The organism is Bacteroides sp. DH3716P, from assembly GCF_025914115.1.
Lineage (GTDB): Bacteria > Bacteroidota > Bacteroidia > Bacteroidales > Bacteroidaceae > Bacteroides > Bacteroides ovatus.
In genome coordinates this window covers 2,080,310-2,101,972 of the sequence record NZ_CP083673.1, presented here as the reverse complement: position 1 = coordinate 2,101,972, position 21,663 = coordinate 2,080,310, and the positions used below count along the sequence as shown (strand labels likewise).

The 21,663-nt window shown below is 42.0% G+C and carries 13 protein-coding genes; 12 read left to right on the top strand and 1 reads right to left on the bottom strand.

Annotated elements, in window-relative coordinates; genetic code table 11:
• Nucleotides 1-13: 13 nt before the first annotated feature.
• The 6 genes from KQP79_RS07555 (at nucleotide 14) to KQP79_RS07530 (ending at nucleotide 9,016) form a co-directional block, all read left to right on the top strand.
• Entirely contained in the window at nucleotides 14-1,672 is a 1,659-nt protein-coding gene (locus KQP79_RS07555) for a sialate O-acetylesterase (RefSeq protein WP_004304379.1), read from the top strand.
• Between the two features lie 16 nt (nucleotides 1,673-1,688).
• Complete coding sequence (locus KQP79_RS07550) at nucleotides 1,689-3,104, top strand: MFS transporter (protein ID WP_004311418.1); 1,416 nt, start codon at nucleotides 1,689-1,691, stop codon at nucleotides 3,102-3,104.
• A gap of 39 nt (nucleotides 3,105-3,143) precedes the next feature.
• Nucleotides 3,144-4,274, top strand: coding sequence for an endo-1,4-beta-xylanase (locus KQP79_RS07545; protein ID WP_061447812.1), 1,131 nt, complete (start codon nucleotides 3,144-3,146; stop codon nucleotides 4,272-4,274).
• A gap of 26 nt (nucleotides 4,275-4,300) precedes the next feature.
• The gene (locus KQP79_RS07540) at nucleotides 4,301-5,278 is read left to right on the top strand and encodes a glycoside hydrolase family 43 protein (protein WP_004311420.1); all 978 of its coding nucleotides are present in this window, start codon (nucleotides 4,301-4,303) and stop codon (nucleotides 5,276-5,278) included.
• A 37-nt stretch (nucleotides 5,279-5,315) separates the two neighbouring features.
• Nucleotides 5,316-7,454, top strand: a complete 2,139-nt coding sequence (locus KQP79_RS07535; RefSeq protein ID WP_061447813.1) for an alpha-glucuronidase family glycosyl hydrolase — start codon at nucleotides 5,316-5,318, stop codon at nucleotides 7,452-7,454.
• Between the two features lie 107 nt (nucleotides 7,455-7,561).
• Complete coding sequence (locus tag KQP79_RS07530) at nucleotides 7,562-9,016, top strand: ATP-binding cassette domain-containing protein (RefSeq protein ID WP_061447814.1); 1,455 nt, start codon at nucleotides 7,562-7,564, stop codon at nucleotides 9,014-9,016.
• Nucleotides 9,017-9,051: 35 nt separating this feature from the next.
• Here KQP79_RS07530 and KQP79_RS07525 read toward each other — a convergent pair whose 3' ends face one another.
• On the bottom strand, nucleotides 9,052-10,872 hold the full coding sequence (locus KQP79_RS07525; RefSeq protein WP_004311422.1) for a PAS domain-containing sensor histidine kinase: 1,821 nt from the start codon (nucleotides 10,870-10,872) through the stop codon (nucleotides 9,052-9,054).
• Between the two features lie 492 nt (nucleotides 10,873-11,364).
• Here KQP79_RS07525 and KQP79_RS07520 point away from each other — a divergent pair, with 492 nt between their 5' ends.
• The 6 genes from KQP79_RS07520 (at nucleotide 11,365) to gpmA (ending at nucleotide 21,644) form a co-directional block, all read left to right on the top strand.
• Entirely contained in the window at nucleotides 11,365-11,868 is a 504-nt protein-coding gene (locus tag KQP79_RS07520) for an RNA polymerase sigma factor (RefSeq protein ID WP_004300832.1), read from the top strand.
• Between the two features lie 66 nt (nucleotides 11,869-11,934).
• The gene (locus KQP79_RS07515) at nucleotides 11,935-13,002 is read left to right on the top strand and encodes a FecR family protein (RefSeq protein WP_061447815.1); all 1,068 of its coding nucleotides are present in this window, start codon (nucleotides 11,935-11,937) and stop codon (nucleotides 13,000-13,002) included.
• Between the two features lie 19 nt (nucleotides 13,003-13,021).
• Nucleotides 13,022-16,618 carry a SusC/RagA family TonB-linked outer membrane protein gene (locus KQP79_RS07510; protein WP_061447816.1) on the top strand — a complete coding sequence of 1,199 codons (3,597 nt, stop codon included), beginning with the start codon at nucleotides 13,022-13,024 and terminating at the stop codon, nucleotides 16,616-16,618.
• A 20-nt stretch (nucleotides 16,619-16,638) separates the two neighbouring features.
• Entirely contained in the window at nucleotides 16,639-18,066 is a 1,428-nt protein-coding gene (locus KQP79_RS07505; RefSeq protein WP_009040545.1) for a RagB/SusD family nutrient uptake outer membrane protein, read from the top strand.
• 19 nt (nucleotides 18,067-18,085) lie between these two features.
• The gene (locus tag KQP79_RS07500; protein WP_061447817.1) at nucleotides 18,086-20,590 is read left to right on the top strand and encodes a zinc-dependent metalloprotease; all 2,505 of its coding nucleotides are present in this window, start codon (nucleotides 18,086-18,088) and stop codon (nucleotides 20,588-20,590) included.
• 307 nt (nucleotides 20,591-20,897) lie between these two features.
• The gene (gene gpmA / locus KQP79_RS07495; protein ID WP_004300826.1) at nucleotides 20,898-21,644 is read left to right on the top strand and encodes a 2,3-diphosphoglycerate-dependent phosphoglycerate mutase; all 747 of its coding nucleotides are present in this window, start codon (nucleotides 20,898-20,900) and stop codon (nucleotides 21,642-21,644) included.
• Nucleotides 21,645-21,663 lie beyond the last annotated feature (19 nt).

Below are 21,663 nucleotides of genomic sequence, written 5' to 3'. Positions count from 1 at the left end.
AAGAAAAGACAGAATGAATAAGTATTGGTTTTATAAGGTAGGGTTAGTAGTTGTGTTCCTTTGCTTCGCCTTGTTGGGCGGAGCAAAGGTTAAACTTCCGACTCTTGTTTCCGACGGAATGGTACTTCAGCGTGGGGAACCTGTCAATATCTGGGGAACGGCTGATCCTGATGAAACCGTTGATATAACTTTCCTGAAAAAGAAATATAAGACTGTTGCTGATGTACAAGGTAACTGGAAAGTGACTTTGCCTATATTGAAAGCTGGCGGACCTTATACGATGGCCATTAATGATATCGAATTAAAGGATATTCTTATTGGTGATGTTTGGGTATGTTCGGGACAGTCGAATATGGAATTGCCTGTTTCACGGGTTACAGATCGTTTTCGCGATGAAATATCTACGGACAGTAACTATCCGATGGTACGCTATATAAAAACACCTCTGCTCTATAATTTTCATGCTCCGCAGGCAGATATTCCGGGAATTTCCTGGCAAGCGATGACTCCTGAAAATGTGATGCCTTTCTCTGCTTTAGCCTATTTCTTCGCTAAAGATGTCTATCAAAAGACAAAGGTTCCGGTAGGAATCATAAATTCCAGTGTCGGAGGTTCACCGGTAGAAGCGTGGATCAGTGAGGGAGGGTTGAAGCCTTTTCCATTTTATTTGAATGAAAAGCGTATCTATGAGTCAGACGATTTGATGGAGTCGATGAAAAAAGAGGAGAGGAAGAAAAGTCATGCCTGGAATGTGGCGTTGTTTCAGGGAGATAAAGGGATGCATGAGGCTACCCCTTGGTATGCTGCCGATTATGATGATAGCAATTGGACAGAAACAGATTTGTTTACTTCCGGCTGGGCAACAAACGGACTGAATACCGTCAATGGCTCCCACTGGTTCCGTAAAGACTTTCAGGTGTCTGCACAACAGGCGGGAGAGAAAGCGACTCTTCGTTTGGGATGCATCGTAGATGCAGATTCGGTCTATGTAAATGGCACATTTGTGGGGACTGTCTCTTATCAGTATCCTCCCCGTATCTACACCATTCCTGCCGGATTGTTGAAAGCCGGAAAAAATACAATAACCATACGCCTTTTCAGTTATGGCGGTCGTCCTCAATTTGTAAAGGAAAAGCCTTATAAAATCCTTTTCGGAAAAGGTCAGCCGGAAAAAGGAGAATCGGAGATCAATTTGGAGGGGAGTTGGAAATATCATCTCGGTGCTCCTATGCCCGCTGCTCCGGGACAAACGGCTTTTCATTATAAACCCACAGGACTGTATAATGCAATGATTGCTCCTTTGCTGAACTATACGGTATCCGGTGTCATCTGGTATCAGGGAGAATCGAATGTCTCACGCAGAAATGAGTATAAAGACTTGTTGACGGCTATGATTAGCGATTGGAGACAACGATGGAATAAGTCGGATATGCCTTTCTATATCATTGAGCTGGCGGATTTCCTTTCACCCACAGATAAAGGAGGACGCACTGCCTGGGCGGAATTCCGGAAAGCGCAGGCGGAAGTAGCCGATACAAATAAAAATGTTACTCTGATTAAAAATAGTGATTTAGGAGAATGGAATGATATTCATCCATTGGATAAAAAGACGCTAGGGCAACGAGTGGCAGCAGCTATCTTGATAGAAATGAATACGAAAAACAGAAAATGACCAATTTATCTATTTTATGGAGAATACAATAAAGACCAATGAAGCGAAAGGTTTCTATAAACTCTCTTGGCTTCAACGTATAGGATTCGGTTCCGGTGATTTGGCGCAAAACCTTATTTACCAGACCGTATGTATGTATCTGCTGATTTTTTATACCAATGTATATGGACTTAAACCGGAAGTGGCAGCCGTGATGTTTCTTATTGTCAGGATAGTGGATGTCCTTTGGGATCCTCTGGTGGGTGCTTTCGTCGATAAACACAATCCTAAACTAGGTAAATACCGTTCATATCTTATTTGGGGAGGAATTCCGCTGACTGGTTTTGCTATTCTTTGTTTTTGGAACGGCTTTTCGGGTTCACTGTTCTATGCCTATTTCACTTACGTTGGATTATCCATGTGTTATACATTGATTAATGTGCCTTATGGAGCACTGAATGCGTCACTTACCCGCGATACGAATGAAATCACGGTGTTGACGTCAGTGCGTATGTTTCTTGCCAATTTGGGTGGTTTGGCTGTGGCATACGGTATTCCGATACTGGTGAAGGTGTTGTCTCCCGATGGTAAAATCAATACTACTGCATCTGCTAACGCATGGTTTATTACGATGACTATTTATGCTGTTATCGGATTGGCGTTATTGATGTTCTGCTTTAGCCAGACGAAGGAGCGTGTGGTTATGGATCAGGAGGAGACATCTAAAGTAAAAGTGTCCGACTTGTGGGTAGAATTTTGTAGAAATAAACCTTTGCGTATTTTGGCGTTCTTTTTCATTACTGCTTTTGCAATGATGGCGATTGGTAATTCTGCCGGTTCATATTATATGATTTATAATGTACGTGCACCGGAGATGTTACCTTATTTCATGGCCTTGGGCTCGATACCCGCATTCATTTTCATGCCGATGGTACCTGCCATTAAACGTGCCATTGGAAAAAAGCAAATGTTTTATGTATTCCTTTCAGTCGCTATATTGGGTATGGCATTGCTGTATATTATTTCTGTGGTTCCGGTACTCAAAACGCAGATATGGTTGGTCTTTGTGGCGCAGTTCATAAAATCGACGGGAGTCATTATTGCGACAGGGTATATGTGGGCTTTGGTTCCTGAAGTAATTTCGTATGGCGAATATACTCATGGTAAACGTATTTCGGGTATAGTCAATGCTTTGACTGGTATTTTCTATAAAGCGGGAATGGCTCTTGGAGGAGTTGTACCGGGACTTGTTATGGCTTTTGTCGGATTCGACCAGACAAATGAAGTGTCACAATCACCTTTTGCCGAACAGGGAATACTGTGGCTCGTAGCCGTTATTCCGGCGTTGTTGCTTTTGGTCGCTATGTTCATTATTTCTAAATATGAATTGGAAGATAATGTGATTGACAATATAAATGAGGAGATAGAATCGCGCTGTAAAAAAGGCGAATAGATAAGATAGTAGAATGTTTATTACTCAAAAATATAACGTATGAAACTCAAACGAATAATTCTGTTATTATTGACAGTGATGTTTTCTTTTTCTTATGGAGAAGTTTTTGCGAAAGATGGAAATTCGCTGAAAAAGGCTTTGAAAAACAAGTTTTTGATTGGCGTGTCAGTGAACACACATCAAAGTTCCGGTAAGGATGTCGCAGCTGTTGAAATTGTAAAGAAGAATTTTAATTCCATCGTGGCGGAAAACTGCATGAAGTCTTCTGTCATTCATCCGAAAGAAAATAAGTATAATTTTGCGCAGGCAGATGAATTTGTCAGTTTTGGTGAGAGCAATCAAATGGCTATCATTGGTCACTGCCTGATTTGGCATTCACAATTGGCTCCTTGGTTTTGCGTAGATAAGGACGGGAATAATGTTTCTCCGGAAGTCCTGAAGAAACGGATGAAAGACCATATCACTACCATCGTGAAACGCTATAAAGGCCGTATCAAAGGCTGGGATGTAGTAAATGAAGCGATTGAAGATAATGGAGCATATCGCAAGACAAAGTTTTATGAGATTCTGGGGGAAGAATATATCCTATTGGCTTTCCAATATGCACACGAGGCCGATCCGGATGCCGAACTTTACTACAATGACTACTCAATGACCCAACCGGGGAGAAGAGAAGCCGTCGTGAAAATGGTGAACGATTTGAAAAAACGTGGAATCCGTATTGATGCCATAGGTATGCAAGGACACATCGGCATGGACTACCCGAAAATCAGTGAATTTGAGAAGAGTATGCTGGCCTTTGCCGGAACAGGAGTGAAGATAATGATAACAGAACTGGATTTGACGGTGATACCATCACCGAATCCCAATGTAGGTGCAGAAGTTTCCGCTTCCTTTGAATATAAGAAAGAGATGAATCCTTATCCGGATGGATTACCGGAAGAGGTATCGAAAGCATGGACTGAAAGAATGAATGACTTTTTCCGTCTGTTCCTGAAACATCATAACCTTATCACCAGGGTTACTCTTTGGGGAGTAGCCGATCAGAACTCTTGGCGTAATGACTGGCCGATGAGAGGCCGCACGGATTATCCGTTACTTTTTGATCGCAATTATCAGCCGAAGCCGGTAGTCGACCTGATTATCAAAGAGGCTGAAAAAACAAAATAAGTTTCTAACAGAAAAACCGAAAAAGCATGAAAACAGAAAAAAGATATTTAGTTCCCAGTGATTATATGGCTGACCCTGCCGTACATGTATTTGATGGCAAACTGTATATTTATCCCTCGCACGATTGGGAAAGTGGTATTGCTGAAAATGATAATGGCGATCATTTCAATATGAAAGATTATCACGTGTATTCTATGGATGATGTGATGAACGGTGAAATAAAAGATCATGGAGTGGTGCTTTCCACAGAGGATATTCCTTGGGCGGGCCGTCAACTATGGGATTGTGATGTGGTTTGTAAAGATGGTAAGTACTATATGTATTTTCCATTGAAAGATCAGAATGATATATTTCGTATCGGGGTAGCTGTGAGTGATAAACCTTATGGTCCTTTTATACCGGAAGCTAATCCGATGAAGGGAAGTTACAGCATCGATCCGGCTGTATGGGATGACGGAGATGGTAACTATTATATGTATTTCGGTGGATTGTGGGGTGGACAACTTCAACGTTACCGTAATAATAAAGCCTTGGAATCTGCCATTTTGCCGGAAGGAGAGGAGGAGGCAATCCCGTCGCGTGTTGCTCGTTTGAGTGAAGACATGATGGAGTTTGCCGAAGAACCCCGTGCAGTGGTAATTCTGGATGAAGACGGTAAGCCATTGACAGCAGGGGATACGGAACGCCGTTTCTTCGAAGCTTCGTGGATGCATAAATATAATGGTAAATACTATTTTTCCTATTCTACGGGAGACACTCATTTGCTCTGCTATGCAACAGGTGATAACCCTTATGGTCCGTTTACTTATCAGGGAGTCATTCTGACTCCGGTGGTAGGATGGACTACTCACCATGCTATTGTAGAGTTTAAAGGTAAGTGGTATCTGTTTCATCACGATTGTGTACCATCAGAGGGAAAGACTTGGCTCCGTAGCCTAAAAGTCTGTGAACTTCAGTATGATGCAGACGGGCGAATCATTACTATCGAGGGAAAAGATGAATAATAGAATACATTAAAACTACCGCTTCTATCTGAAAAATATGCCTAGAAATATATTTGCATTGATATTCACTATCCTTTTTTGCTTTTCTTCTATTTGGGCAGAAGATGGAAGTGCCTTGTGGCTTCGTTATGCATCGGGAGCGAAAGCGGAAATTACCAGCAAGAAACAATCACCTACATTACGTATTGCGGTTTCCGAATTACAGAACTTCTGGCAGGGAGGAATCCCGGTTACTTTGGAGGTCCGGAACAATAAAGAACTTCGTGCACTTGGAAATGAGGGATATACGATTCAGACCTCCAAAGGTGGCAGTCAAATAACGATAGCTTCTTCCGGTGAACAAGGAGTACTTTATGGAACGTATCATTTACTCCGTCTGCAAGCTACCGGACAACTACCGGAATCAGCTTTGCAATCCCTCAATATCTCCGAACGACCTGATTATCGAATTCGTATCCTGAATCATTGGGATAACTTGGATGGTACAATCGAACGCGGATATGCCGGACATTCACTTTGGAAATGGGACGAACTTCCGTCTGTTGTCTCTCCCCGTTATGAAGCCTACGCTCGTGCCAATGCTTCTATCGGCATTAATGCCACTGTAATAAACAATGTCAATGCAAGTCCTAAGATACTATCTAATGATTATTTGCAGAAAGTCAAAGTCTTGGCCGACGTTTTCCGCCCTTATGGCTTGAAAATATATCTTTCTATCAATTTCTCTTCTCCCGCAGCTTTAGGCGGTTTATCCACTTCCGATCCGTTGAATAAAGAAGTGATAAACTGGTGGAAGCAGAAAGCCAAAGAGATTTATTCTCTGATTCCCGATTTCGGAGGTTTTCTGGTGAAAGCGAATTCCGAAGGGCAGCCCGGTCCGTGTGACTACGGACGGACTCATGCCGAAGGAGCCAATATGTTTGCCGATGTGTTGAGGTCCTATCATGGCATTGTGATGTGGCGCGCTTTCGTTTATTCTCCTACCGACAGCGACCGTGCCAAACAAGCCTATCTTGAATTTGAACCTTTGGATGATAAATTTCGGGATAATGTTATTGTGCAGATCAAGAACGGTCCGATAGATTTCCAACCCCGTGAACCATTCAGCCCGCTGTTCGGAGCCATGAAAAAGACGGCAGTTATGCCCGAATTTCAAATCACACAAGAGTATCTTGGTTTTTCCAATCATCTTGCATTCCTTGCTCCTATGTGGAAAGAGTGTTTAGACAGTGATACTTATCTGCAAGGCAAAGGCTCTACCGTTGCCCGTGTGACAGATGGTTCTTTATTCTTTCATCCGCTCACGGCTATTTCCGGAGTGGCAAACATCGGTGATGATACTAATTGGTGTGGACATCCTTTTGCTCAAGCCAACTGGTATGCTTTCGGACGATTGGCATGGAAACATTCGCTCTCTTCCGAACAGATAGGAGAAGAATGGTTGAAACAAACTTTTCTTCCCGTTACCGGTGCGCAAACCGATACTCCGGCAGGAGAAGTCATTCAAAAAGAGCAGGTCGACGCTGAACTCTCCCTTCTCAACTTCCAAGTGCTTCAAAAATCGAGAGAAGCAGTAGTAGACTACATGATGCCTCTCGGCTTGCATCATATCTTTGCATGGGGACATCATTACGGACCGGAACCCTGGTGTGATATTCCCGATGCCCGCCCGGATTGGCTGCCTCCTTATTACCACCGTGCCGACAACATGGGAATAGGTTTCGACCGCAGCAGTACAGGAAGTAATGCTACCGGACAATACCATTCTCCATTATGCGAGCAACTGGACAATGTGAATACTTGTCCGGAGAATCTGCTCCTTTGGTTTCACCATGTCCCTTGGAATCATCAGATGAAGAGCGGACGTACACTTTGGGCAGAACTGTGCTACGCGTATGATCGTGGTGTAAACGAAGTGAGAAACTTTCAAAAAGTGTGGGACAGGATGGAACCGTATATTGATTCCGAACGTTTTCGTGATGTGCAACACCGCCTGAAGATTCAGGCACGGGATGCTGTCTGGTGGCGGGATGCTTGTTTGCTTTACTTCCAGCAATTCAGCAGACAATCGATACCTTACGAATTGGAACGTCCCATACACGAGTTGAAAGATATGATGGAATACAAATTGGATATTACCAATTTTGAATGTCCACCTTATGGGTTTAGTAAGTAAATAAAGATATTCCTTCTACGGAACGAATAAGAATATGTTTGCAATTTGGCGTCTTTTATGATAAAATTGTTACCTTTGCGGGCAATAATAAAACAGAATAAAAGAATATGAACCAAAATACATTCTGCATGGCGGGGGGCGTAGCACGCAACCCGCTTGTGCGTTTAGCCAAACCCATCACGGCAACTATCGGAGCGAATGAACACATAGCTATTGTAGGTCCCAATGGTGGCGGTAAAAGTCTTTTTGTAGATACCCTGATCGGAAAATATCCATTGCGTGAAGGAACCGTACAATATGATTTTTCCCCCTCTGCCACCCAGACTCTTTATGATAATGTGAAATACATTGCTTTCCGTGATACCTATGGAGCTGCCGATGCCAATTACTACTACCAGCAGCGTTGGAATGCTTACGATCAGGATGAAGCTCCTGATGTTCGTGAGATGTTGGGAGAAATCAAGGACGAGCAACTACAACGCGAACTGTTTGAACTTTTCCGTATCGAACCGTTGCTCGACAAGAAAATCATTCTCCTTTCCAGCGGTGAATTACGTAAATTCCAGCTAACCAAAACCCTGTTGACTGCTCCCCGCGTGTTGATTATGGATAATCCGTTTATCGGACTGGATGCTCCTACGCGTGAACTGTTGTTTTCTTTGCTCGAACGTCTGACAAAAATGTCGTCCGTACAGATCATTCTGGTACTTTCCATGCTCGATGATATACCTTCATTCATCACTCATGTCATTCCTGTGGACAAAATGGAGGTCTTTCCTAAAATGGAACGTGAAGCCTATCTGGAAGCTTTCCGCAGTAGAGATGTGGTTACCTCTTTTGATGATTTGCAGCAACGGATTATAGATTTGTCATCTGATGGCAACAATTACGATTCGGAGGAAGTAGTAAAACTTAATAAGGTCAGTATCCGTTATGGCGACCGAACTATTCTGAAAGAACTGGACTGGACAGTCCGTCGTGGTGAGAAGTGGGCGTTGAGTGGTGAGAACGGTGCTGGGAAATCGACTCTGTTGAGCCTTGTCTGTGCAGACAATCCGCAATCGTATGCCTGTGACATCAGTCTCTTCGGACGGAAAAGAGGGACGGGAGAAAGTATTTGGGAAATCAAGAAACATATTGGTTACGTAAGTCCGGAGATGCACCGTGCTTATCTTAAAAATCTGCCCGCTATTGAGATTGTAGCCAGTGGTTTGCATGACAGTATCGGTCTGTATAAACGTCCTCAACCGGAACAGATGGCTATCTGTGAGTGGTGGATGGATATATTTGGCATTGCAGATTTGAAAGATAAACCATTCCTGCAACTATCCAGTGGAGAACAACGTTTGTCCTTGTTGGCAAGAGCTTTCGTCAAAGACCCGGAACTGCTGATTCTGGATGAACCGCTTCATGGCTTGGATACTTATAATCGTCGACGGGTAAAGAAAGTGATTGAGGCTTTCTGCCGACGCAAAGATAAGACGATGATTATGGTGACACATTATGAATCGGAACTTCCCAACACTATAACAGATCGTATTTTCTTAAAGAGAAACCGGTAAACATTGTTTTCTGATATTTATTTTGAATTTAGATTTTAGTTAATCGGATGCGTAAACCAGAAACAAGAACCTTTCCCCGGTTCTGATTCCACTCCGATTTTGCCGCCTAACTGTGTGACGATACTTTGACAGATAGGGAGTCCCAGCCCTGTGCCGGCAATAAAATTATTCAATTTCACGAATCGGGTAAAGATAGCTTCCTGCTTTTCCGGTTCGATGCCCATTCCCGTATCTTGAACCGAGAATCTGACTTCATTTCCGTTGATTCGGTAATCAATAACAATACTGCCCTCGGAAGTAAATTTCAGAGCATTCGTTACAAAATTCAGCAATACCTGATACAACCTGTTTTTGTCGCTGGTAAAAGTAAGCTCGGGCAGTTCCGGTGCTAAGAGAATCTCTACTTGCTCTGTAGCCCTTACCTGCATAGATTGTAGCAGTTCGTTGCAAAGTTGTTGTGCATCCACTTGTTCCGGGATAATGTCGAAAGTCCCTGCCTCAATCTTTGACAAGTCAAGAATATCCGAGATCAGTTGTAACAAGAGCTTGTTGTTTTCTTCAATAATCGTTGCATACAGATGTTTTTCTTCTGCATCCTCCGCTTCCTCAAGCAAACTGGAAAAGCCTACTATCGCATTGAGCGGGGTACGTATCTCATGACTCATATTCGCAAGAAAAGCAGATTTTAGCCGGTCGGCTTCTTCAGCTTTCTCTTTGGCGCCAATCAGCATCCGCTCTGTCTCTTTCAGTTCGGTAATATCAAAGTTGATACACAGCATTTCGATGATATTGTCCTGGGGCTGGTAATTCCTTACTAATACGTTAACCCGTGTCCAAGTGTAATTTCCATCTGCTCTGCGAATCCGGACATCGCGGGATAGCTTGGAACTTTCTCCTTTTATCACTTTATCCAGGAAGTCGATCATCACAGCCCGATCTTCTGGATGGAAATGGGAATGAATGCCGATGATTTCCGGCAATGGGGTACCCTCTTCTTCACCTACATTCCTGTACCAGCTTCTCAAAGCATACCCATCCCGACTCAAAGCATCGAAGTGCGCGTAACCTACTTTGGCATAATCTCCTACCAGGTCGAAAAAACTCTCGAATTCCTGAATCTTATTATAAGCAATTGTATCTTCGGTCTTGTCTACATTAATTAAGAGGTAGTTGATAGGTTCGTGATTGTGATCGTATAGAGTGGTGACTTTGGTTGTTAAGTCAATGAAACCGGTTGTACTGTTAGGCTGATAATATTTGTTGATTTTGGAAAAGTCGTACCGGAATGTAAAATCTGCGTTCTCATTGTCTTTTATTTTCTGTTTTATCTCTTCCGGCAATATAGGATTCTCGAAAATGTTGACTCCCAAAATATCTTCTTTATTGGAAATACGGAACATTTCCATATCTTTTTTATTCAGGTCGACCATTTGACCGTCCTTATCATATAATTCGATGCCTACCGGAAGATTCTTATATATATTATGAAGGATCCGCTCGCTATTTTGTAGAGCCTGGTGTGCAGATGCTATATGAATTCCCTCTTGGGTTTCGGCAATTCCATATACTTTGGTGTTACCATTTTCGTCTGTTTCCTGGAAGCATGCCTTGCTACGAATCCATACATGACCTTTGGGAGTATCAAACAAGTATATTTCTTCTACAGTCTGTTGTACTTTGTCAAAAGACGGAAAAGTTGCGTATCCCTGATCTTCTTTTAGAATACGCTTGTTGAAATCTTCGAAACTGATGAGCCCGTCTTCTCCTATTCCGAGTAGTTGGGAGATAAGTTCCGAACACTTGTAAGTCTCTGCTTTCAAGTCAGCTTCCCACCATCCTATATTCGCTTTGTTCATAAGCTTTTGTAGGAATTCGCTTTCGTTTTGTTCGTTTATTTTCAAGGTATGTCTGTATTATCAGGTAGTTAGACAATAATTTGCTCGTAAAAATAATCATTTTTGTTGAATTCCACCTTAAAAAAGTAAAAGATAGTATGATTGTATCACAAGGAAAGTATGTATTACAAAGAAAATGGGCATATATGAGCAGAGTATCAATAAATTATCTTCGTGTAAAAAAAGTAATCGAAGCATTCTGTACGCGTAAAGATAAAGCGAAGATTAAATCAATGTCCAGATGAATGGAAACGGCTGGATATAGTTGTGAATCGTATCTTTCTGGAGAGAAACATAGTGTCAAAATATTAAGAGTCAGACGATGGGAATAGAATATGTCTATAACAACAAATGTATTTATATGAATTATAATCTTTTTTAATAAATAGAGTGTTTTTTGCTCCAATTGGTTATCTTTGCGCTCTATGAAACGCAAAAAGTAACTATAAATACATGAATAATAGTCAAAATGCTATAACTGTTATATACAGGGAACATTGGCAAAAACTCTATATTCATGCATATAATCTGCTGAATGATGAGGAAAGCGCAAAAGATGTGGTGAACGATGTCTTTTGTTCGGTGCTTGAGAGCAACGAACGGTTGACAACGGAAGAGGATCTGCTGCCGTTATTCTTCGTCATGGTGCGAAATCGTTGTATTGACCAAATACGTCATCAGAACGTGGTGCATAAAAATGCGGAAAGATATCTGGAAGAACTTTACAGTGGCTGGACTGTGAAAGAATACCGTGAGTATGAAGACAAGATAAACCGGATGCAGGAGAGTATTCGCCAGATGGCTCCACAAATGCGAACCGTAGTGGAAGAATTCTTCTTAAATGAAAAGAAATGTGCGGAAATCAGTGAAAAGTTACGTATTAGTGATAATACCGTTAGAACGCACATTGCCAGAGCTTTAAAGATACTCCGAAAACAATTAACCATCTTTTTTTAAAAAAAATCCTATCGGGGTGTCATCAGTTTCAGTAACCTTTACGTGTTTAATGAAACTATTGACACTATGATAGACCATTCAGATAAAAAATTAGATTATGCACTTCGTGCCATACAACATCCACAATTAAGAGAAACTGATGAATTTCTTCAGTGGATAGGTATACCTGAAAATAAAGAACTTTTCTTGGAATTAATGGCTTGTAAGGAAGCTGTGATACGTGAGAATCTGCAACGGAAACGCAAGTACAGAAAGAAAATGCGTATCTTGGCAATTGCTTCTTCTGCTGCAGCTGTCTTGATACTGGCTTTTCTGATTCCTTCTTTGCTTCCTTCCACTTCTTTACCTGCAGAACAGCCGATACGTTTTTTTGCTGCGAACAACAATGATGAACATGTGGTCCTACAAATGGATGGTCGTAGTGAACAGCAGTTATTGACAGACAGTGTGATGGATGTGAAAGACTGGAAAACTGTCTCGGCAGACACTGTATGCTGTCAGACTTTGACTACACCACGTGGAAAAGATTTTCTGCTGGTACTGGCTGATGGGACTAAGGTATGGCTCAATGCTGAAAGTCGTTTGCGCTACCCTGTGGCATTTCATGGAAAAGAACGACGTGTGGAACTAGAAGGGGAGGCTTGCTTTGAAGTGGCAAAAGATGCCGAACATCCGTTTATTGTATGTGCTAATGGCATGAATACCATGGTGCTGGGAACTAAATTCAACGTGCGTTCCTATACTGTTGAAGATCGTCATGTAACTTTGGTGAATGGTAAGGTGCAGGTTACAAACACAGTTAACAATAAGTCGGTAACATTACGTCCGGGACAGGATTTGACCTATACGGAAACCGGAGAGGAAAAAGTATCAGAAGTGAATATCGCTACATATACAGCCTGGACAGAGGGAATGTTCTACTTTGAGGATGTGCCGTTGGAAGAAATCATGGGTGCTTTGGGAAGATGGTATAATGTGAATATCGATTTCGAGCGGCGCGAATTGTATCATATCAGGTTGAACTTCTGGGCTAATAAAAATACCCATTTGGATGAAGCATTGGAACTGCTGAATAAGTTGGAGAAAGTGCAGGTAGACTATCAGGACGGAACCATTACGATCAAACAGATTTAACTATACAAATACAACTCTTATGAAAAAGCAACAAATTACATTATTAGAAAAAAGAACTAAAAAAAAGCTTGTGTGGATGAGAACTGCCTTTCTATTGCTGGTGTTTACAGCAACAGCCTTGCAAGGATGGGCGCAGAATGCAGAAAACAGGCAGATTTCTTTAGAGATGAAAAACGAACCGCTCGGTTCGGCCTTGAAACAGTTCAGCAATGTATCTGGTTATAAGGTGAATTTTCCCAGTGAAGACGTTGCACCCTATCGTGTAACTGTGAGTATATATCAGATGGCTCCTTTTGCAGCACTTCAGAAGATTCTGGAAGGAAAGCCTTTTGAGTATGATGTGAAACAAAATTTCATCACTGTCCGTAAAGTGAAAGCTACCTCGACAACTGCTTCAGGTAAGTTCAGAAATGTTGGGGGACAGGTAGTGGATGAGGGTGGTAATCCTTTGCCGGGAGCAAATATCAAAGTGCTCAATAGTCCTTTTGGTGCTATTGCAGATGCAGAGGGAAACTTTATTTGTAAAGTTCCGGTGGATGTACATACATTGGAAGTGTCTTTCGTCGGTATGCAGTCGGAAAAGGTTTCTGTTAAAGACCGTAACAATGTCCGGGTGATAATGCATGAGGACAAGCAACAATTGGGGGATGTTGTGGTGACGGGCTATCAGCGTATTAGCCGTGAACGTTCTACTGCAGCTTTCGGTTTCGTTGATTCCGAACAACTGAACAGACAAATGCACAGTGACCTGGCCTCATCTCTGGAAGGGCAGATAGCAGGTTTGCGTATGAATATTAATCCGAATACGGGTGATATGAGTCCTATTCTTCGTGGAGTAGGTACGTTCTCGGATGACGTAGGAACAAATCCGCTGATCGTTGTGGACGATATGCCAACCAATTTAAGCTTGAGCGAGATAAATCCTTATAATGTGGAAAGTATCACAGTCTTGAAAGATGCTGCCGCTGCTAGTATTTATGGTGCTTTGGCAGCCAATGGTGTTATTGTAGTGACCACGAAACAAGCTCAGAAAGAAGGTGCGCACGTGAGTATTAATGCAGACTGGTTTATCACTACCAAACCAAGTTTCAAGAGCTTGAACTTAGCTTCAACAAGTGATATTATTGATTATCAAACAGCTGTTTTTGATGCTAATGTAGCGGAAAAAGGAAGTGCGGCGAATTTTTTATCTTCTTTTCAGTACAATTATTATAATCCCTTGTTCCAACTCTATCTGGATCAGGCCAATGGAGATATTACCAGTAGTGAAGTAAATGCTACGTTGGGACAATGGCGTAATAATGATTATTATAAGGAATATCGTGATAATGCTTGGCGTACGGCTATAACCCAGCGCTATAATGTAACTGTATCACAGAAAGCCGGAAATAGCAATCATTTCCTTTCTTTCAATTATGAAAAGGATAGTCAGCGCGTTATTAGCGGTAAAAGCAATAAAATTTCTTTGTACTATAAATCGAATTATGCGGTCACAAACTGGTTGAATCTGAATGCCGGAGTGGACGTACGTATGGGACGTAGTCATACTCCGAATAGCAGTTATACCAGCTATACCCTGCAACAACGATATGAGCGGATATTGGATGCCGACGGTAACCATTATACTTCTCCTTATGTGAATGTAGGTGCATATCCTTCCTATAATGGGAGTGTTGTAAGAAAAGCTGAAGGTGTCTCACCTTATAGAACGTTTGGTTTCAATGTACTTGATGCATTGGAGGAAAGCATAACAAAGTCACATGATGTTAGTATTCGTCCGTTTGTAAGTTTACAGGCTCGTTTCCTGAAAATATTCAAATACAACTTCATGTATCAATATGAATGGAATAAAGGTAAGAGTGAACTATTTGAGTCGGAAAATACTTATGCAATGCGTATGCTACATAACAGTATGGTTGATACAAATGGAAAAGCACAATTGCCGCAAGGGGGACGTTTTTCTCAGACAGAAGTTGAAAGTAAGCGTTACACGGTACGAAACCAAATAGACTTTGATAAAACTTGGAAGGACCATGCAGTAACTGCCATTGCCGGTCTGGAATTTCGTGAAAATAAGATTCCGACACCTGCCCGCCAATTGTTGTATGGCTACGATCCGCAAACATTAACTTCTGATTTTATGAATTGGCAAGCCTATCGTGACGGTGTAGGAACCAGTGCTCTTTCTGACAGAACGATTACTTTATCGGGGCTGTCTGCTACTTTGCACGAGTCACGCCATCGTTATGCGTCTTTTTATGCAAATGCAGGATACTCTTATCTGTCACGTTATAATCTTTCCGGAAGTATTCGTTGGGATCAAGCCGATTTGTTCGGGCTCGATATACGTAATCAGCGCCATCCTTTGTGGTCAGTCGGTGCGTCTTGGATTCTGTCGGAAGAATCATTCATGAAAGAGATTTCCTGGCTGGATTACCTTAAACTACGTATGACGTACGGTATTAACGGTAATGTAGATCAAGCTTCGACTACCTATTTTGTTGTAAAGAAAAAAACACAGAGCAATCCCATCAAAACGACTTATCTGACTTACGAGGATGATGATCTGCCGAATCCGAAGCTTCGCTGGGAGAAAACGGCTACTTACAATATAGGATTAGATTTCCGTCTTTTCAAGAATCTGATAAGTGGTACTCTGGAGTATTATAATCGTCACTCATCTGATTTGTTGGTACGCCGATATATGGATCCGACTTTAGGAGCTGGCTCACGTGTAGTAAATAATGGTGAGATGCGTAATCGTGGTGTAGAGCTTTCCCTTTCAGCCAATATCATACGTAAGAAAGACTGGAACTTCGCTGTAGATTTTAACTTTGACCATAATAAGAACAAAATGTTGAAGGTGGATCATAGTGAATCCGACAATGCGAGCCTCTTTATAAAGAGTCCGCTGAACTATTTTATGGAAGGTACTAGTTATAATACGTTATGGGCTTACCGTATACATCGTATCGAGAATGGATATCCGGTAGCAGTGGATAAAGATGGAAATGATCTGGTGAAATTTAATGAAGACGGCACGGTAGCCAGTATCACTTCTGGTTCTTCGCTCAAAGGTACTGATGACTTGGTGAACCTTGGTTCGCTGACTCCGAAATTCAGCGGGTCAGTGGGGTTAAGATTCAACTATAAGAATTTTGATTTGAATGCATTCTTTGTGTATGCTGGTGGTAATAAGCTGCGTAACAGTGTATTAAAAATGGATGACCAGTTAGGTACTCAAACCTTGAAAGGAATTGCCAACCGTTGGACTGCGGATGATTCGAATGCACAGGTACGTATGTACCTCGATATACCGGCACAGGTGAAAACTTATGCCAGCACTTTCCAAGATTGGTGGCAATACGGTGACATCAATGTGAAAGATGCAGGTTATGTAAAATTGCGTAGCTTGAGTGTAGGGTATAACTTACCGTTTACGGTTTGCCAACACCTCCGCCTCTCTTCTCTGAAAGTGAAAGTGCAGGTAAATAATCTGTTTACCTGGTGTAAGGCAGGAAGTGATATTGATCCGGAAAGCTATGGAATGAATGACGGTACACGTGGCATCGCTTCTCCCAAGACTTACTCCATCGGATTATCAACAAGTTTCTAACCATTTAAAAGATATAAGATATGCGTAAATTACTTTATATATTGCCAGTTATTCTCATATTGGGTTTTGCAGCCTGTGAAAACTATGTGGATATTACTCCTACAGGCAAGAAAACGGTGGATTCTACTGATACTTATTATGAATTGATAGCCCTGCCCAACCGGGCCTACCATCCGGCAGCTTTTGCCTTGTTGAGCGATAATGTCTGGTCGAAAGAATCGAATATCATAGGTAATGAATTTATTTCATGGGATGGTATTAACATGACTTTTAATGAGGCAGCTAACCGGAAAGAGCTAAGTGATAACAATTTATATGAAAATTGTTATACATATATCCTACGGTCAAATATCGTAATTTCATTGGTTGATGCTAGTCTGGGTGATAAAGATGTTAAGGAATTGGCAAAAGCGGAAGCAAAGATCATGCGTGCCTGGGATCACTTTATTCTGATAAATACATTTGCGAAAGCATATAATCCGGAAACTGCAGCCACTGACGGTGGAGTTGCTATCATTGATAAATATGATTTGGAGGCTACTCCAACCAAATCTACGGTTGCTCAAGTATACGATTTTATTATTAAGGATATAGAAGAAGCGCTTCCTTATTTACAGGAAGAGCCGGTGAATGTATATCATCCGTCAAAAGCTTTTGGATATGCGTTGGCTGCCCGTGTTTATCTGTTCCATCGAGATTGGAAAAAAGCGAAAGAAGCTGCCGAAGAATCATTGAAGTTGAATAATACCCTGATTGATTATATTGATTTGGGAGCTAAAGGAGGTCCGACTAAGGTTACTACTTATGCCAAAGGCGGTAACCCGGAAGTGCTGAACTATGCTTATATGGGTGGTCCTACTGAAGTTTTGGCCTTTTGTTATGGTATGCTTAGCCCGGAGATGGTACAACTTTTCGGGCAGAATGATGAACGTTTGAACCAATTCTTTAAAACGAGTGACAACAGTATATACTACTTTGACGAAGGTTCAGGAGCTGCTTTGTGGAATACTTCGATTACTTATTCTAAGTTTCAGCCTATGTCTGTGGGAATGCGTACTGCCGAAGTTTACCTGATTCTGGCAGAAGCGAAAGCACGGCTGAAAGATATACCGGGAGCTGTCCAAACATTGAATCAGTTGCGTGAAAAACGAATCAAGAGAGCCGAAGCTGTATTGCCGGAACCTGCTACCGAACGTGCGATGGTGCAGGCAGTCATTGATGAGCGCCGTAAGGAGTTAATCTCCGGATTTAGTCGCTTCTGGGATTTGAAACGATACAATACGGAAGCTGATTACGCAAAGACAATCACCCGTACTTTCCCGCTGGTATCTACGGATGTCGAGAAAAAGACATATACGTTGAAGCCGGATTCACGGTTGTATATCATTCCATTCCCGTTGGCTGCCCGTGAAAAAAATCCGAACCTGACAATGAACACTAACGAATGAAAAAAATAAAGAGAAAACTATGCGAAAGATTTTGATGATGGCTGTGTTGGCGTTCCTGTCCTTGCAAGGTGTGGGAGCTCGTGCCAGTGGTATATCTCTTCTGGAAAGTGGAAAGAAGAAACTGGTAGCACAGGAAGATACGGTCAAGAAAGACACTGTTAAGAAAGTAACGGCTTATGAAAAACTGTTGAAAGATGGAGGAAGTGAATGTGAGGGTATGTTTACGGTACGCCACATCAAAGATAACTGGTATTTTGAAGTGCCGGATACTCTTTTAGGACGGTTGTTGTTGGCTGTGACCCGGTTTAAAGCAGTGCCACAGGGTTTCAAAATGCTTAGCGGAGAAGAGGTGAACCGGAGTGTTGTTTATTGGGAACAGCATGATGATAAGACTCTCTTTTTACGCGAATATGTGCAATCACAGTTTGCCCGTCCGGGTGATAACATTGCCGAGGCATTGAAACAATCGACTGTAGATCCTGTAATCTATAAGTTTGATGTAATCGGTAGAAATCCGGAGATTCAGGCACAGCTCATTGATGTATCAAAACTCTTTTTAGGTGATAATAAATTGTGTGGCTTTACCTCAAGCGACCGTTCCATTCTTGGCATCGGTACTTTAGCCCAGGACCGCACATTTATGGATACGATAAAAACCTATCCTATCAACGTGGAGGCAGTGACTTTGCGTACTTATAGTATTAGTGCTGGTAGACTACCGGCTGCACAGACTGGTTCGGTGACTGTGAAACTGAATACAAGCATCGTGATGTTACCCAAAGAACCGATGCAGCCACGGTTTGCCGATGACCGGGTGGGATTTTTCCAAAACTCGTTGACCGAATTTTCGGACGACCAGCAGACTACCGATCGTGGAGCCATCATCCAGCGCTATCGGTTGGAACCGAAAGATCCGGAACGTTACCGTCGGGGACAACTCTCCGAACCGAAAAATCCCATTATCTACTACATTGATCCGGCAACACCGAAGAAGTGGATACCTTATCTTAAAGCAGGTGTCGAAGACTGGAATACAGCATTTGAAGCTGCCGGATTCAAGAACGCTATAATAGCTAAAGAATGGCCGAACGATCCCAATATGAGTTTGGACGATGCGCGTTATAGTGTGATACGTTATCTACCCTCCGAAACGGAGAATGCTTACGGTCCGCGTATTGTCGATCCGCGTAGTGGAGAAATTATGGAAAGTCATATTTGTTGGTATCACAACGTAATGAACTTACTCAAAAAGTGGTATATGGTGCAGTGCGGGCCACTGGATAAGCGCGCACGCACGATGACTTTTGACGACAAATTAATGGGCAGTCTGATTCAGTTTGTCTCTTCACATGAAGTGGGGCATAGTATCGGCTTACGGCACAATATGGCAGCCAGTTCGGCTACTCCGGTAGAGAAACTGCGTGATAAAGCTTGGGTAGAAGCCAATGGTCATACGGTATCGATCATGGATTATGCGCGGTTTAATTATGTAGCCCAACCGGAAGATCGGATTTCCGAAAAAGGATTGTTCCCTCGTATCGGTGTTTATGACAAATGGGCTATCCAATGGGGATATCGCTATCGTCCGGAATTTAAGGATCCTTATAAAGAAAAAGACGTATTACGTGCCGAAGTAACCAAAAAACTGCGGGGAGATCATCGCTTGTGGTTTGTTGGTGATGAAGGAAAGGGATTTGATCCCCGTAGCCAGAGTGAGGACTTGGGCGACAATAATATGAAAGCCAATGAATACGGTATAAAGAACCTGAAAAGAGTGATGGAAAACATACTGACCTGGACAGCACAGCCTGACGGAGAGTACACTGACTTAACCACCATTTATAATTCGGTTCGTGCCCAACATCTGAAGTATACCCTGCAAGTGCAGAAGAACATAGGAGGACGCTATACCAATAATTTGCCGGATCTCAAAGTGCATGATTATCTGCCACGCAGTTTGCAGAAAGAAGCTGTTGAATGGTTGGGACGCAATTTGTTTGTAGCTCCACTCTGGCTCTACCCTGATGAAGTGGTGAGTCGTACCGGAGTCAAACCGGTGGATGAGATTCGTGACCGCCAAAGCTCTGTTGTAGCTTTGCTACTTGCACCGGGAATGTTGTATAATATTTACTCAACCTCATTGTGTTCTTCGGAATCGTATGCACTCGATGATTATTTGAACGATGTATTTACTGCAATATGGAAACCGTTGAATGATCCCAATGAACTGGAGAATAATTTCCGCCGTCAGTTGCACCGGACTTATCTGGGGTTTGTCGAAGGAATGATTAAACCTAGTAGCAAAGATGGTGCCAATGCAAATCTGGCAATCAGCCGTTCTGATATTCAGCTTTTTGTAGAACAGCATTTAGATAAGATTGAAGAGTCAGTAAAAGAGCAACTTGCTGCTTCTAAGGAGGGAGATCTCAATTACCGGCATTATGCAGTATTGCTGCGCAACGTTCAGAAAATAAAAGAAGGATATTATGGAAAAGATGCTGATACGCGGTCTTCTGATAAATAGCTTTGAGGAAAACGAAGAATAGAAAAAAATAGAAAAGTAGAACAGATTTTCTTGTATATATAAACTCTCTCTTTTTACTTTTACAGACTTACTCTTCTCTAATGATAACCTTGCTTTGATGAATCATCATCCATAATGCAAGCTTAGAATTAGAGGAGGGTATTTTTTTATATCCCTGATTACTGCATCCCGCTTCTTTGTAGAAAGAATCATTATTTCTGGGTATTGACAACTATTTATTTTCTAGTGAACTTTGTGAAGAAACAATCTGTTGTATATATAAAAAGAAGAAAGGAGAATTTTAGAAATGAAAAAGATAGTATTACTTCGTCACGGAGAGAGTGCATGGAATAAAGAAAATCGTTTTACGGGCTGGACAGATGTAGATCTGACAGAAAAGGGAGTTGCCGAAGCTGAAAAAGCCGGAGAGACATTGAAAGAATATGGTTTCAATTTTGATAAGGCTTATACTTCCTATTTGAAGCGTGCGGTGAAAACCTTGAACTGTGTTCTCGATAAGATGAATCTGGACTGGATACCTGTAGAGAAAAGCTGGCGCTTGAATGAAAAGCATTATGGTGAATTGCAGGGATTGAATAAAGCCGAGACTGCCGAGAAATATGGAGAAGAACAAGTGCTAGTGTGGCGTCGTAGCTATGATATAGCTCCCCATCCTCTTTCAGAAAGTGATTTGAGAAATCCCCGTTTTGATTACCGTTATCATGAAGTACCCGATGCGGAGTTGCCTCGTACTGAATCGTTGAAAGATACCATTGAACGTATTATGCCTTATTGGGAAAGTGATATATTTCCTAGTCTGAAAACAGCTCATACGCTGTTGGTGGTCGCTCATGGCAATAGTTTGAGAGGCATCATCAAGCATCTAAAAAACATCTCCGATGAAGATATTGTCAAGCTGAATCTACCTACGGCTGTGCCTTACGTATTTGAGTTTGATGAAAACCTGAACGTTGCTAATGACTATTTCCTGGGAAACCCGGAAGAGATCAAAAAACTGATGGAAGCAGTAGCCAATCAGGGAAAGAAAAAATAGAAAAGTTACACATTAAAAA

What these genes read in the sequence shown, in the direction of transcription:
- KQP79_RS07555 (WP_004304379.1), top strand. Translation starts at nt 14, where the DNA reads ATGAATAAGTATTGGTTTTATAAGGTAGGGTTAGTAGTTGTGTTCCTT.
- KQP79_RS07550 (WP_004311418.1), top strand. Translation starts at nt 1,689, where the DNA reads ATGGAGAATACAATAAAGACCAATGAAGCGAAAGGTTTCTATAAACTC.
- KQP79_RS07545 (WP_061447812.1), top strand. Translation starts at nt 3,144, where the DNA reads ATGAAACTCAAACGAATAATTCTGTTATTATTGACAGTGATGTTTTCT.
- KQP79_RS07540 (WP_004311420.1), top strand. Translation starts at nt 4,301, where the DNA reads ATGAAAACAGAAAAAAGATATTTAGTTCCCAGTGATTATATGGCTGAC.
- KQP79_RS07535 (WP_061447813.1), top strand. Translation starts at nt 5,316, where the DNA reads ATGCCTAGAAATATATTTGCATTGATATTCACTATCCTTTTTTGCTTT.
- KQP79_RS07530 (WP_061447814.1), top strand. Translation starts at nt 7,562, where the DNA reads ATGAACCAAAATACATTCTGCATGGCGGGGGGCGTAGCACGCAACCCG.
- KQP79_RS07525 (WP_004311422.1), bottom strand. Translation starts at nt 10,872, where the DNA reads ATGAACAAAGCGAATATAGGATGGTGGGAAGCTGACTTGAAAGCAGAG.
- KQP79_RS07520 (WP_004300832.1), top strand. Translation starts at nt 11,365, where the DNA reads ATGAATAATAGTCAAAATGCTATAACTGTTATATACAGGGAACATTGG.
- KQP79_RS07515 (WP_061447815.1), top strand. Translation starts at nt 11,935, where the DNA reads ATGATAGACCATTCAGATAAAAAATTAGATTATGCACTTCGTGCCATA.
- KQP79_RS07510 (WP_061447816.1), top strand. Translation starts at nt 13,022, where the DNA reads ATGAAAAAGCAACAAATTACATTATTAGAAAAAAGAACTAAAAAAAAG.
- KQP79_RS07505 (WP_009040545.1), top strand. Translation starts at nt 16,639, where the DNA reads ATGCGTAAATTACTTTATATATTGCCAGTTATTCTCATATTGGGTTTT.
- KQP79_RS07500 (WP_061447817.1), top strand. Translation starts at nt 18,086, where the DNA reads ATGCGAAAGATTTTGATGATGGCTGTGTTGGCGTTCCTGTCCTTGCAA.
- gpmA (WP_004300826.1), top strand. Translation starts at nt 20,898, where the DNA reads ATGAAAAAGATAGTATTACTTCGTCACGGAGAGAGTGCATGGAATAAA.